Here is a 14,335-nt window from a genome sequence, read left to right on the forward strand (position 1 = left end):
AACTTGACGTCGCCGCTAGTCAGCGGCCGGCGGTGATGGCTTGCGCAGATAGACGGTCCACGTCCGGCAGTCCGCGTCCGTCTCCCAGGCGGCAGCCAGATGAGGGAGCAGCCACTCCTGCTTCGCATCATACCGGAGCAGCGTGTCGCCGATGAGCGAGACGAGCATCAGATCGTAAGTAACGGATGCCTGGGCCGGATCGAGATTCGTCACGGGCAAGGTCACAATCGCCTGCAGCACATCGGTAATTGGGTCCGGTGCCTGAACCCCCAGCAGCTCGTGAATCGGGCGAAGCAGCTGACCGCTCCACTGCTTCGACAAGGAAGCTGGAGAATATGCATCAACAGATCCATATTTTTGGCAAGCAGACTATGGCTGATCGCCGCGTCCAGATCGTCTTGAAAAAGGGAACGGAACCGGATCTCCGAGCAATTGCCCCTGCCCCTGCCGGGAATGTAGGAGCAGCTGCCGTTTTCATCCAGTTTTTTTAATTTGCGCTTCGCTTGCTTGCTGCTGCACTTCCAGACCGCGGCCAGCTCGTCCAGCCGGAACCGGACGCGGCCCTCCAACTCGCGCGGATAGAAATGGGTGCGCATTTCCAGTTAATCGGTGTTCATGTTTCACCTCTATTGTAAAAGGGGACATTTGACTCATGATTATACCCTGTTTGCAACAGAGCGAATCAGGCTCCGCAAAATGACGGAGCAGGACGTCGGCGTGTATCATAAGTGGAGAAATACGCCGGAAGCGATGTATTGGACGAACCCGGCGATGGACGTATATACGGAGGAGGAGACGGCGGGCTTCCTGAAAAATGTCATTCTTGGCTCTCCGGCTTCCAAATCATACGTTATCGTAGATGCGGCGGACGACAAGCCGATCGGCGTCACTTCGCTTATCGCGATCGATGAGAAGAACCGGAACGCCGAGCTGATTATCGATATCGGCGAGCCGGATTACTGGGGGAAGGGGTACGGACGCGAGGCGCTCTCGTTGTTGCTGTGCTACGCCTTCCGCGAGCTGAATCTGCACCGCGTGTCGCTGCGGGTATTCGATTTCAATGCAAGAGCCATCGCCTTGTACGAGAAGATCGGCTTCCGCCGGGAAGGCGTCTCCCGGGAAGCGTTGTTCCGCGACGGAGCGTGGCACCATATTATCCATATGGGCATGCTGCAATCGGAGTTCACGGACTGACCCGGCGCACGGGATCCTCGGACAGATTACGGGAAAAGAAGCATATCTTATTGGCAGAGCAGCCTGACGGGGAGACAAAAATCCGCCGTCAGGCTGCTTGTTCATAGGCGCGAAGATCGGATCAGGAGCAAGCTTGCGAAGCTTGGAGCTGCTCGTACTTAGCCACATATTTGAGCACCGTATCGATATAAGTCGCATGCGACCAAGTAAGCGGCGCGACCGATACGGGGCTGCCGTCATACGGATCGAGCTGTTCCGGCAGCAGACCGCTCGGCAGGCTGTGATCGGCGACCCAGCGCAGCGTGCGGCGCGCCGATACGAGCTGTTCGAGCGAGGTCGCGGTGGCGATGTCGTAACAGGCGAACCAGAGCGTGCAGATGATCCAAGGGTTGCCGGGGGCCACCTCCATGTCGGAGCAGCGCTGGAAATAGTAATCGCCCCAATAGCGCGCGATTCCGCCTGTGGCGCTGCGAACCGACAGCGCCTTTCTCAAGGAGCGCATCGTCGAGGCGACGCGCGGATCGTCCGGCGGCAGCACGCCGAAGGCGAAGATGCCGAAGATGCTGCTCTCGGGCGTCATATCCTGCCGCCATTGGCCGTCGACCCGATGCAGCCCGCGCGCGAACCGGCCGTGTTCCTCGTTCCACAGATGCCGCAGCATCCCGGCCTTGATCTCCTCCGCCCCCCGCGCATAGGCGTCCGAGCGCTCGTCATCGCCGAACAGGGCGGCGAAGCGGGCGGCCGCCGTCAATCCTCCGTACACAGCGGCGGAGGTGAAGGTGAAGATGCCGTACCGCTCTTCCCACAGATCATAGCTCGGGCGGGGGAGGCCAAGGCGGTCATCGGAGTATTCGAGCAGGAAGCGCGCCGCCTTGCGGATGAAGGCCCGGTACAGCGATTGCGGCAATTCGATATCGTCATGGAGCTCATAATCTTGCCAGAGTGCATACAGGACGAGCGCAGTCTCATCCTCCTGAATGGGCAGTTGCTCCTTACCGTCATGCAGATACGGATGCCAGCTGGAGCCGACCGTTCCGTCCGGATTATATTTATGGAGCAAATAACCGTCCTCAGTCAATGCATCCGCGCAGAAGCGGAAGAAGGGAGCGATCATGCCGTGATAGCCCGCGGCGGACATCGCCTGCGCGACCAGCGCGCCGTCTCTCGGCCACATGTAGCTGTAATGATCCCGGTTGAACTGCATGATGTCCGTGTCATTGGCGGCAATAATCGCACCGTTCACGTCCGTCTGGCTACGGACCACCAGCAGGCTCTGCTTGTAAAGCCGCACGAGATCCGGCTCCAGATCGGCGAACGGCTTGTTCCGCTTGTTCGCCCAGCGCTGCCAATAGGTGCGCACCCGATCGATCAGTCTCCCGGGGTGGCTGTCGGCCACATAGCGATCAAGACGCTTCACCTCTTCCAGCCGGCTGCCGGCGCTGAACCAGTAATAGGCTTCCTGCATCCCGCCGCCCGGGACGATCAGGCGCAGGCTGAACGTGCTATCCACCGAGCCCTGCGCGATCGGATTGCCCATCAGATGGCCGTCCTCCGCATCCTTCCACGTTCCCTCGGCCTGATGGAACCGCTTGATCCCGGTCGTATATTCGTATATGCCGGCTGTTGTTCCCTCCGCTTGGTCGGAGAAGCCGTTGAACATGAAGTAGCTGTTTTTTTTGTAGTGGAACAAGGTCCGGTTATCCGGGTAGAAGGCCGCGGTATCTCCCACCTCGGTCTCGTTAATGGCCAGATCCTGATGGAAAAAAATCCGAATCTCCCGCTCCTTATCCGCTTCATTCCGCAATTGAACGCGCCGCAGAAAGATATTTTCCCGCTGGTGAACGGCATCATTGATCCGCAGCGTCAAGCCGAGGCCGTCATGGCAGGCCTCCACCTCGGTAACGAGGGAGTCTTCGGCATAGGCCGGCCTGACGCGCCAGGCGGCGTCCTCCAGCCAGCTGAACCGGCCGTCCACCCATAGGCCGGTGCGGCAGCGGTAGCCGCCGACATGATTGACCTGGCCGATATACGGATAATAGATATCCCGGACAGAGCAACGATCGTCCAGGTTGACAAGGAACTTGCCGTTGCCTACGACAAGCGGTCTCGGCATCGTATCACTTCCTTATGAGAAGCTGTGTCTTCGCCAGACGGTTGGCATACTGCAGGGCCAGGCGGCGCGCGTTATCCATGCTGTCCGCCTGGGCGACGATCTGGAAGCGGGGCTCGTCGGCGTCGGGCAGAATCAGGACCCATCCGTCCTCGGCCTGCAGCCGGATGCCGTCCAGCAATTCGGCCCGGTGCTTCCCCTTCCGCACCCATTCGGTCATCCCCCGCAGCAGCGGCCCGGTCTCCTCCCGGCGGCACAGAAGCTCCTCCTTCGCCATGCACAGCGAAGGGAGCTGCTCCTGCAGCTCGCAGAGCGTCCTTCCTTCGGCGGCGGCGCATTGGATGAGCAGGCCGGCAGCGTACAGCGGATGGGCCCCCGGATGAAGGGGCAGACCGGAGGTGGCTTCCATCTGGGCGTGGAGATCCTCCTTCGTGCGGACGATCTGCAGCAGACTTCCATCTGCCGCTGCTTCTACGGCGGCGGGCGCGCTGACAGGCATGCCGAGGGAAGCCCGGACGCCGCGCAGCGCCAGTGCCCGCACCATCAGCGGAAGCAGCGCTTCCGGCTCATGCAGGCCGCCGTCCGGCGTGATGAAGTGCAGCCGGTCGTCCGCATCCCAGGCGATGCCGAAGTCGGCGCCCAGGCGGCGGACCTGCTCCAGCACCGCAGCAGGGCTGGACGTCTCCGCTCGGAGATGGATTCGGGTCCCGCCGAGCATGGCCGCCCAGGCTTCGATTTCGGGCGCGTGGGCGGCAGGGGCGTGCAGGACGAAGGCGTAGTTCGCCGCCGCGATCAGCTCCAGATCGAGCTCGCGCTGCAGCGCCGCGATATACTCCGACCGGGCGTGGGCATACGATTCGAATCTGCCCAGCCGATCGACGGCGCCCCGCGCATAATCCTCCTGGAAGTAGGCCTGCTCTATTTTGCGCGCGGCGGCGCTGGAGAGGGGCCGCCCCTCGGCATCCATCCAGCAGAGAGCGCCCCGCTCCGGACCGGCCCCTGCGGCCGGCGGGCACAGTCCGATATGCACCGCACCGGCTGCGCCGAGCTTCCGGACCGTGTACCGGGCGCAAGCCGCCGACACTTCGCCGATATCGGTGACATGGACGCCGGCGGAGCGGAGCCCGGCCGCGAACGCCGTCTGGAGCAGCGCATCGAAGTCATGCGGGCCGCGGGCCAGCACGATAGATGCCCCCGCCGGCAGCACCGAGCCGTAGGCGGCAGCCAGTTCTCCCGCGAAGGCGGGCGTCAGATCCGCATTCGGCGTGCCGCAGATGCGGCTGCCGCGGAAGAGGGAGGCCGGCGCGTCCTCGCTCCAGATGAGCGAGGCGTTGACGGTGCGCAGGCGATCGACGCGCTTCCCCGGCCACAGCTTGACCTCCGGGCGGATGACCGACTTGTCGCCGAGCGCGCAGCCGCTCCCGATGACCGCTCCTTCCTGGATGCGGACGTCCTGCCCGACCTGCGTCCGATCCATCAGTAGCGCTTCCTGCAGTTCGGCGCGGCTGCCGATGCTGCAGCCGTTCCAGACGATGCTGCGCTCCAGCGCGCTGTGCGGAAAGATGACATTGCCCGCCCCGAGAATCGTATACGGGCCGATGGAGCAGGAAGGGTGAAGGGTGCAGCCCGCACCGATGTAGGAAGGACCGATCAGCCGGATGCGCGACGGCAGGCGCACCCCTTCCTCCACGAACAGGCCGGGCATCGGTTCGGCTGCCTGAATGCGGACAGCGACTTTGCGATCTAGCATGTCGTATTGCGTCTGGCGGTACTGCTGAAGCGTTCCGATGTCGGACCAGTAGCCTTCCGCCGCATAGCCGTAGAGAGGCAGCCCTTCCTTCAGCAGCTGCGGGAAGAGCTGGAGACTGAAGTCGAAGCTGACGCCGTCCGGTACTCGCTCTAGCAGTTCTGGCTCCATAATATAAATGCCCGTATTGACCGTATCGCTGAATACCTCGCTCCAGCCCGGCTTCTCCAGGAAGCGGGTCACCCGCCCGTCGTCATCGGTCATGACGACGCCGTATTCGAGCGGAGAGGCGACGCGCGCCATCACCATCGTGGCAATCGCCTGCTTCTGCTGATGGAACTCGATCGCGTCGCGCAGATTGAAGTCGGTCAGCGCGTCCCCGCTGATGACCAAGAACGTCTCGTCGAGGAAGGAGGCGGCATGCTTGACGCTGCCGGCGGTCCCGAGCGGGCTCTCCTCCTCGAAGTAGTGGAGCTTCACACCGAAGTCAGACCCGTCGCCGAAATAATTGCGAATGACCTCGGGAAGATACTGCACGGTTACGCCGATCTCGTAAATATCGCAGCTCCGCAGCAGATCCAGCGCATATTCCATGCACGGCCGATTCAACAGCGGAACCATCGGTTTCGGGGTATGCAGCGTGAGCGGGCGCAGCCGGGTACCTTTGCCGCCGGCCATAATTACGGCTTTCATCAGGGACTCACTCCTTCATATACTTCTCTCGTCGAGGCGGCGATGGCGCGCCAGTCGTACTGCCGGCGCACGGTGCGGACGGCTTCCGCGGCCATGCGGGAGGCCCGTTCCGGGTGAAGCAGCAGATCGGTCACATGCCAGGCCAAGGATTCGACATGCCCTGGCAGCGCCTTGTAGCCGTCGATCCCGTGGCGGATGATCTCGGCGAGCCCGCCGGTGTCGGAGACGACGACCGGGGTGCCGAAGCGCATCGCTTCCAGGGCGACGATGCCGAACGGTTCATACAGGCTGGGGAATACGCAGACACGGGCGGCCCGCATGTATGCGTCGCGCGTCTCATCATCCACGAAGCCGAGCAGCCGGACCTGCCCCGCGAGCCCTCGAGCCTCGATCCGGGCGGACAGCTCCTGCTTCATCGGTCCCGTTCCCGCGATGAGGAGCTTCGCGCCGGGCACGGCTTGCCGAATCTGCGGCATAGCATCGATCAGAACATGGATGCCCTTCTCGTAGACGAGCCTGCCGACATAGAACAGCATCGGCCCGTATGCTTCCGGCTCTTGGGCAGAATGTATTGCCGACGTCCGCTTCAACTGTCTAGCCGGAGCTTCGCCGCCCTCCTCTACTATGGCGACTCCGTTCGGAATCATCGAGATGCGGCTGCGCGGCAGATCGAAGATCCGCTGCACCTCGTCCTGCATCGCCGAGCTGCACACGATGACATGATCCGATTCGGCGGCGAGCCGCTGCTCCATGCCGTGAATCCGGCGCTGCAGCCCACTCTCGATCCGACCGTGGTTGCGCCCGTATTCCGTCGCGTGGATCGTGCTGATGAGCAGCCAGCCGTATGTCTCCTTCAGATCGTGTGCCGCCGGATAGACGAGCCAATCATGCGCATGCATATAATCGAAGCGCAAGCCTTCCCGCACGAGCGCATCCGCGCCGTCGCTCAGGGCGGCGTTCATCTGGAAGACCCAATCCATGAAGGCGGGAGGAGTCAGCGGGGCCAGCATCGCTACGCGGTGGACATGGACGCCGTCCATCTGCTCGTACGCCGGAGACCCGGGGACATCGCGGGTCAGGACGTGCACCTCGCAATTCCCGCGCGCGAGATGCCGCGACAGGTCGTAGACGGCGCGCGACAGTCCGCCGACGACGAGCGGCGGGAATTCCCAGGCGAGCATCAGCACCCGGGTAGCTGGTTCTTCCGGGGCGTTCATCGGGACGAAGCGCTGCTCAAAGGCGCTCCCCCCTTCATCTCCGCCGAGCAGCGTCCGGTAATCGAGGGCGGGGAAGCAGGGATATTCCGCTTCCCATTGCCGGAGCAGCTCCTTTTCTTCCTGTCCCGCCATGACGCCGTCCAGCAGAATCCGGCAGCGGCGCAGATGCTCCCGTGTCCGTGCTGCTGCATATTCCACCACGGTGCCGGCATCCATGATGAAAGCCCAGTCGCTGCTCGCGGCAAGCATCCACTCCTTCAGCGCCCGGTTCATCATGCCGTCCAGCACCGGACCCGGGTCGGCCTGCTTGCGCAGTCGTTCCGCTGCCTGGACCAATCGGTCCTCCGCTTCATGCAGCAGCGGGTAGATCCAATCGTTGCGCTCCTGCAGCCAGACTTCGCCGTACCCTCCGCGGCCCCAGCTCCCGAACGGAAGCTCGGCCTCGGGCGACGGCGACAGATCCGCTTCGGCGAGTGCCTCCCCAAGCGTGACGAAGGCGAGGCCGCTTGCCTGGCTCGACTGCCGTTCATGCAGCTCCCGGAAGAGTGCCTCAAGCCAGAGCGGCCCTTCGTACCACCAATGGCCGAACAGCTCCGCATCGTAAGGGCAGACCGCCACGGGGAGGCGGTTCATGTCGGCCCGGACCTCCCGGAGCTGCCGTTCCCGGCAGTCGAGGAAATGCCGGGCATGCTCCCGGGCCTTGGCGAGCGCCTGCTCCGGACAATACGGAGCCTTCGCCGCCTGCGCTCCGGTAATGCGGTAATACTTGAGCCCGGTATTGAGCCGGCTGCCATCCTCCAGCAGATAAGGGCGGATATAGTTCCATTCCGCTTCGTCATGCCAGCCGAGGTCGAAGCCGATATCCCGGTAATATTCCCGGTAGTCGGCATCTCCGGGATAGCCCTCGCGGCTGCTCCATACTTGGCGGGACGACTCCGGATCCCCGGCGAACGCGGCGATGCCTCCCGTCGTCATGACAGGAGCGTACGGCAGGGACGACGGAGCCGGGTGCGCCTTCGCCCAGGTGTCGTACGCAATGGCAATGTAACGGATGCCGCAGGCCTGCAGCTGCGGCGCGAGGGCGGGCGAATAGGCGCACTCGGGCAGCCACAGCCCCGCCGGCCGCCGGCCGAGATGGCGCTCCGCCTCCTGCAGCCCGGCCCCCAGTTGGGCACGCACCAGCTTCTCCTGCTTCACGTAAGGCAGGAAAGCGTGGGTTGCGGCACTGGTGATGCACTCCAGATGGCCACGCTCCAGATAATGGCGGAAGCCGTCGATGAGACGCCCGCCCCAATCCCGGTACAGCGCTTGGTAGCGCCGCCAGCGCTCCAGATACATGGCGGCGGCTTCCCGCAGCGCTCCCTCCGCCGCCAGCCGATCGAGCTCGGCGGATGCGAGGCGGATGGATTGGGCCAGATGCGCTTCGAACCGCTCGTGAAGCCGGCGGTCGTCCATCATGGCGATCAGGGTTGGGGAAAGCGAGATCGTCAACCGGAACGGGATGCCGTCCCGCTCAAGCTGCCGGAACCGATCCAGCAGCGGAAGATACGTTTCCATCACGGCTTCGAAGTACCACCGCTCCTCCAGCGTGCCGCTGCGGTCCGGATGACGCACATAGGGCAGATGGGCATGGAGAAGCAGAGCGATCTGCCCCGTACTTGCGGGGGAGGTACGCTTGCAATGCGGAACTGTTGTTATCATGCGTGGACTCCTTCATCCTTGGAATATAGCGTATATACGGAAAATTGCTCGAATAAAGTGCCGGCCTCGGACTTGGGCGCCATGATTCCGGATGAAGCGGAATGTAGCCGGGCCGAATGGGCATATGCATGTGCGGACATAGGGATGCATACAATGGAAGAACGGACAAGCGGCACGAATTGGGAGTCGTCATCCAGAATGCCGAAATCGGCCGCATGGGCTCCTCCAGGCAGCACAGGACGAAGATATGCCGAAGCCGCTTCATCCCCTTGGACTCTAGAATCGCGGCAATCGTGATAGGGAAGCGGCGTATCTCCGCTCCCGGACTGCAGCCTTCCAGGATGCGGCGCGGCGTACAGACGGATGTTCTTCGTCATCGTGCTCCAGGGGCGGCCGTAATGCCGTTCCGCGGCAGCACGTCTGCGCGGGGAGATATGCCAGTATGCGAACAGGGTGTCCGGGTTCTTCACCATCAGGTGAATAGCGGCGGACGGGCGTTCACGGATGGAATGGAACAGCTCATTGCGGATAGAAATAAGAGGGTCCTCCTTTCAGGTATATAGGGGGGTGCAAACGAACGAAATCGAACTACACCCTAATACTATCCGACTTCAAACCAGAATATTCCAAATTAAAAAGGCGATAAACCAGTGTTTCATTTCCGCGGCGAACAGGTATACATACATGAAGGGCCCTAATTTGAGCTGCTGCCCCTTTCGACAGATACGGCTCCTTGATCACTTAATTCCGGGCGTGAGCGAGCCGTCAACTGAACGACATCGTCATAACGATTCTCAGAATGGAGCAGTTGCTCATACCAATGCGGGGTCACGGAGCAATAGGCATCCGTCCGTCCGGTTGCATAGTGAATATAGAGCTGCCCGCTTGCTTCGTCATACTGGACATAATCGATCTGCTTCGAGCCAATGAACAGCATGTTAGGCTTCATCGACGAACCTCCCTTTGAAGATCGTTAATGTCACATCTATATGCCGGCAGAACGTATGATTAGACGTGACAGGCGTAGGGGGACGTGGGACGTTAGGAGGAACTTCGCTGTTATTGAAGGAATTAACGGCGTCCGTATCGAATAAGCTAACAAGACGACGGAGAGACGGCCGTATGCAGAAGCCTTGTATTCATGCCGAGGAGGGAGAACATGAGTTTCTGTTGTGGAGCAAGCATGATCGGAACGAAGGGCACGCTTCAGCATTACCGCACTCGCATACAAAATGTTCCCCTGTTGCTGTGTCCGGTGTGCCACCGTATCGAGGTGCATTTTCTGGTGGAAAATGAGTACGAAATTTTGGCGGAGTATGCTCAAAGCGATGGGGTAGAGGAGGTGAACTTCAAGGATTACGTCACCACGGACGACAGTCAGCTGTTCGAGAACTGCATTAATCATGAGAATGACGATCCGCTTGAGCTGGTCCGCAACCAAATCGACAATGCGCTCGATCTGCTGGCATTGGCCAAGCAGTGGAAGGATACGCAATGGGAATCACAGCTGAAGCGGCGACTCGCTCTTATGAGCCGGCGCAAGGCGCAGCTCATGAAGCAGTAGAGAGGATAGGAGCCAGTCTAATGGAAGAGTTCGACATAAAGAAAGGCGACACGCGGTCGTATGGGACCGTCGCAGGAACAGCTGCGATGACGGGGCATCGATACATGACTGGGTCGCCTTTTTTTAGTATGGGGCAGCGGTTGTCTATCCTTTAAGTTACTTTTATGGGATACGAGTTTTTTTGTACATTTTCGACATTATCTAGGGTTGACGTTTTTGCCAAAAGTTTACTATGATGGAACTGTTGGAATTGGTCTTGCCGAACGGAACAGGTTGCCGTAGATGAGGTGAGTCCCGCATGAATTTGATAAGCGCACAGGAAGAGTGTAAACGGTCGGAATGGAAGCTTCGATATGTCAAAGGACTCAGGCGTTATATGCTGTACGGCGGAATAAGGGAGTTGAACCTTGCACGCGAGACTGCCCGTGCCGCTCCGCTGAATCCGGAGATTGTATGGAGCTTCCACGAGGAAGCAATGTTTACCGTGCTGTCCCATGTTGAGACGGATGAGGCCATGAAAATGATGCATCGTTCGTTTCTGTATTTCATGGAATGGATTACGGCTAATAAGGCAGAACAGGGAAGCAAGGAGGGGATCACATTGGTACTAGACCCGATTCGCGAACCTTGGTTTCGGTCCGCACAGGCATTGTACTCCACCCAGATGGCGCGCAATAAATATGAAAGTGTGCTTCAGCAAATGGATAGCGGCATTGTATTGTTCGATAGCAGCGGCGTTCTTTCGTTTATCAATGTGGAGGCCGCCAAGCTGCTCGATATTCCCCGCAAGGCGCTCATTGGCTGCAGTCTTCGGGAGTTACTGTTCCATCCTCTGCTCAAAAAGGACAAGCGTAAAAAAATTTTGCGGTTGTACAAAGATACTATTTTGACGAGAAAGCGCTATCATGAGTTCTCTGACCGGAACGACAGGCACTACTTAATTACCGTTACTTACGGGGATCAGATGGACGGCGATTTTTTATTCAGCATCAAGGATGTATCCGATTTCAAGCGGATTGAGCAGACGGCGTACCAGAATGACAAGCTGGCGATACTGGGCAAGATTGCGGCTGCCATCGCCCACGAGATACGGAATCCGCTCACGTCGATTCGAGGATTTATCCAGCTGTTGCGTCCGCATCTGATGCATCTGGGCAAGGAAGAGTATGCACGAATCATCCTCGCGGAGATTGACCGCGCGAATGACATCATTTTTGAATTTCTGAATTCATCCAAACCATCCGCCCCAAAGACCTCAGAGATTCCCATCTCCTCCCTGCTCCGCGAAGTCGTACTCCTTACCGAAAGCGAAGCGTTGATGAAAGGCTGCGAAATCGAGCTGGAAGAGGATCTTCACGGCGATACGCATTGCATCTCGATTGACGTGAAGCAGATTAAGCAGGTCATTTTGAATATTATCCGCAATTCGATTGAAGCGATCGGACATGTGCAGGAAGTGCGCCAGGGCCGGATTCACATCACATCGGAGAAGGAAGGCAGGTATGTCGCCATCCGGATACGGGACAACGGAATCGGCATGGAGAAGAAGACGCTGGAGCATTTATTTGACCCCTTCTTCACGACGAAAGCGGAGGGCACTGGCTTGGGATTGTCGGTCAGTTACCGCATTATTAAAAATCATGGAGGGATCATTGACGTAGACAGCAAGGCGGAAGAATGGACGGAATTCGTCATCAAGCTTCCTTTGGTCACATCGTAATCACCCGAGTCAGATCTGCTGCGGCACCGGTACAATGACCGAAAAGCATCCGTTGCCATGCCCGAATCTCCGAAGATATGATAGTATGGATACGATGGGCACTTCATTATAAGTAAAAGGGATGATACATACGTGAACTTATTGAATGTAGCTTGGCTGGACAAGGTTACCATTCAGACGGCAGCGAAGGCTGCAAGCGACATTGAAGCGGACGGCATCGTCGTCATTGGATCCCGCTCCGAATTGGAGCAAGCTTCCGGGTTCCCGGGAGCGGAAGCTTGTCAGGCAGCGGTGAAGGCCGGGCTGTTCGAGGCAGGCTGCTGCAAGACGTATGTCACGGCGACAGGACAAGAGAAGGCTCCCGTCCTGATCGCGGTCGGCCGCAAGGATGAGGCGCTTGCGACGAAGCAAGTGCGCCTGATGCTCGCGGAGGCTGCGCGCGAAGCGGTCAAGCTGAAGCTGTCCCGCATCGCGGTTATCGTGCCGGACGAGCTGAAGAAGGCAGCCGGCGAAGAGGCGGCTGCGATGGCGCATGTCATGGTGGAAGGCTTCTTGCTCGGAGCATACCAGCGTGTGACGTACAAGAAAGACGCAAAGCCAATTCACTGCGTTGAAGCAGTGACGTTGGCCGGAGAAGGTATCGATGAGAAGGCATGGAACGAAGGCGCTGTTCGCGGACAAGCCTATGCCTTTGGAACGACCTTTGCGCGCGATCTGACGAATCTGCCAGGCAATGTGCTGTACCCAAGCCGTCTCGCGGAGACGGCGATGGAACTGGCGAAGCAGTTCGGCTTCGAGGCGCATGTGCTGGACGAGAAGGAGATCGAGGCGAAGGGCATGGGCGCCCTGCTGGGCGTCGGCAAAGGCTCGTCCAACCCGCCGCGCATGATCGCCTTGAAATACCAGGGCAAGCCGGAATGGACGGATGTGTGCGGTCTCGTCGGCAAAGGTATTACCTTCGACACCGGTGGCATCTCGCTGAAGCGCGCTGGCAATATGGACGAGATGATCTGCGACATGGGCGGCTCCGCGGCCGTATTGGGCGCGATGGCAGCTATCGGCCGTCTGAAGCCGCAGGTGAACGTGGTCTGCGTCGTCGCTTCGGCCGAAAATATGCCGGCAGGCAACGCCTTGAAGCCGGGGGATGTCCTCACTTCCTACAGCGGTCGCACGATTGAAGTGTTGAATACGGATGCGGAGGGCCGCCTCGTGCTGGCGGACGGCATGACCTATGCCAAGGAGCTCGGCGCGAGCAAGATTATCGATGCGGCGACCTTGACGGGGGCCGTAGGCGTGGCGCTCGGCAGCATCTCGACGGGAGTCGTCACGAACGACGCTGCCTTCTTCGCCCGCTTCCAGGAAGCGGCGGCACGCACGAACGAATACGTCTGGCAGCTTCCGTCCCACCAGGAATATTGGGATATGCTGAAGAGCGACGTAGCTGACGTGCGCAACGCCATTCCAGGCGGGGCAGGCACGATTACGGGCGGATTGTTCGTCGGCACGTTCGCGGACGGCCTGCCTTGGATTCACCTCGATATTGCGGGCACCGCCTTCCTGAGCAGCGGCCGCGGGGTCGATCCGAAGGGCGCTACCGGGGTCATGGTCCGCACCATTACCGAATATGTATTGTCGGAGGCTTAAGCGTCTGCCGTTCGACATGACAACACAGAATAGCCGGAGCCGGCGTAGAGTCGGCCTCGGCTATTTTTGTGTTTTCTGAGGGACGATTGCAGGAGCAGGATCGAGTGCAGGGGAGAGGCGGGGCGACTCTTGGCTCTTCGCAGGTCCGGACCAAGCGCGAGGCGATGAGTGTTTGCCCCTGCGGATGCGGTACGGTGCGTGACGAGTAGTTGGCCTCATGGCGGATGCGGTACGGGTGTGGAGTGAGTAGTTGGTCTCGTGGCGGATGCGGGGCGAGTACGGGGAGATAAGATGGAGAGGGGAGTCGGGATTGAGTGCAAGTAGATAACGAGATTGTTGCTTTATAATGCGCTGGTTGCGGGAAATCCTGTAAAAATACAGCTTTTTCCCTGTTTTTAATGTAATTAGATGAAATTGCTGCAAAAGTGCATCTTTTTCGCCTCTATAGCCTCGGATCGAAGTCAAATGGGAAAAATTGATGCACATTTGCAGGAATTCTTTTTTCGGATAGAGTTGGGAGAGCAGATACTGCATTTTTGCAGCATTGGATGAGTACTGAATTGTGATATGCAGCAGTGGATGCGTACTGAATTGTGATTTATAGCATTGGACAAGTACTGAATTGCACTATCAAGCATTGAATAAACGGCGAATTACGTTATATGGCATTAGACGAGTACCAAATACGTTATGCAGCCGAGTACCAAATGCGTTATGCCACGTTGGATGAGAACCGAGTGCATTA

Annotated in this window: 11 protein-coding genes; 4 read left to right on the forward strand and 7 right to left on the reverse strand. The window is 59.4% G+C overall.

The window, feature by feature from the left end:
- Nucleotides 1-15: 15 nt before the first annotated feature.
- Together DQX05_RS32070 and DQX05_RS32075 are read right to left on the reverse strand one after the other, a co-directional pair.
- Entirely contained in the window at nt 16-321 is a 306-nt protein-coding gene (locus DQX05_RS32070; protein WP_259391991.1) for a hypothetical protein, read from the reverse strand.
- Nucleotides 222-596 carry an SgrR family transcriptional regulator gene (locus tag DQX05_RS32075; protein WP_259391982.1) on the reverse strand — a complete coding sequence of 125 codons (375 nt, stop codon included), beginning with the start codon at nt 594-596 and terminating at the stop codon, nt 222-224. Before DQX05_RS32075 ends, DQX05_RS32070 begins: the two co-directional genes overlap by 100 nt.
- 19 nt (nt 597-615) lie before the next feature.
- Between DQX05_RS32075 and DQX05_RS13920 the strand changes: the two genes are divergently transcribed.
- A complete protein-coding gene (locus DQX05_RS13920; protein WP_119794188.1) occupies nt 616-1,194 on the forward strand; it encodes a GNAT family N-acetyltransferase in 579 nt (192 codons plus the stop codon).
- Nucleotides 1,195-1,315: 121 nt separating this feature from the next.
- Here DQX05_RS13920 and DQX05_RS13925 read toward each other — a convergent pair whose 3' ends face one another.
- The 5 genes from DQX05_RS13925 to DQX05_RS13945 form a co-directional block, all read right to left on the reverse strand.
- On the reverse strand, nt 1,316-3,307 hold the full coding sequence (locus tag DQX05_RS13925) for a glycoside hydrolase family 15 protein (protein WP_119794189.1): 1,992 nt from the start codon (nt 3,305-3,307) through the stop codon (nt 1,316-1,318).
- A gap of 4 nt (nt 3,308-3,311) precedes the next feature.
- Nucleotides 3,312-5,744, reverse strand: coding sequence for a sugar phosphate nucleotidyltransferase (locus tag DQX05_RS13930; protein WP_119794190.1), 2,433 nt, complete (start codon nt 5,742-5,744; stop codon nt 3,312-3,314).
- Complete coding sequence (locus DQX05_RS13935; RefSeq protein WP_119794191.1) at nt 5,744-8,662, reverse strand: 1,4-alpha-glucan branching protein domain-containing protein; 2,919 nt, start codon at nt 8,660-8,662, stop codon at nt 5,744-5,746. Before DQX05_RS13935 ends, DQX05_RS13930 begins: the two co-directional genes overlap by 1 nt.
- The gene (locus tag DQX05_RS13940; protein ID WP_119794192.1) at nt 8,659-9,135 is read right to left on the reverse strand and encodes a DUF4912 domain-containing protein; all 477 of its coding nucleotides are present in this window, start codon (nt 9,133-9,135) and stop codon (nt 8,659-8,661) included. Before DQX05_RS13940 ends, DQX05_RS13935 begins: the two co-directional genes overlap by 4 nt.
- A gap of 221 nt (nt 9,136-9,356) precedes the next feature.
- Nucleotides 9,357-9,611, reverse strand: coding sequence for a KTSC domain-containing protein (locus tag DQX05_RS13945; RefSeq protein WP_119794193.1), 255 nt, complete (start codon nt 9,609-9,611; stop codon nt 9,357-9,359).
- A 210-nt stretch (nt 9,612-9,821) separates the two neighbouring features.
- On the opposite strand from DQX05_RS13945, the gene DQX05_RS13950 reads away from it, so the two are divergent.
- The 3 genes from DQX05_RS13950 to DQX05_RS13960 all read left to right on the forward strand — a co-directional run bounded on the left by DQX05_RS13950 (nt 9,822) and on the right by DQX05_RS13960 (nt 13,590).
- Nucleotides 9,822-10,226: a hypothetical protein gene (locus DQX05_RS13950; protein ID WP_040729985.1), complete on the forward strand. Its 405-nt coding sequence runs from the start codon at nt 9,822-9,824 to the stop codon at nt 10,224-10,226.
- 298 nt (nt 10,227-10,524) lie between these two features.
- The gene (locus DQX05_RS13955; protein WP_119794194.1) at nt 10,525-11,946 is read left to right on the forward strand and encodes an ATP-binding protein; all 1,422 of its coding nucleotides are present in this window, start codon (nt 10,525-10,527) and stop codon (nt 11,944-11,946) included.
- Nucleotides 11,947-12,078: 132 nt separating this feature from the next.
- The gene (locus tag DQX05_RS13960; protein ID WP_119794195.1) at nt 12,079-13,590 is read left to right on the forward strand and encodes a leucyl aminopeptidase; all 1,512 of its coding nucleotides are present in this window, start codon (nt 12,079-12,081) and stop codon (nt 13,588-13,590) included.
- The last annotated feature ends 745 nt before the right edge of the window (nt 13,591-14,335 follow it).

Source organism: Paenibacillus thiaminolyticus (assembly GCF_003591545.1).
GTDB classification, from domain to species: domain Bacteria; phylum Bacillota; class Bacilli; order Paenibacillales; family Paenibacillaceae; genus Paenibacillus_B; species Paenibacillus_B thiaminolyticus_A.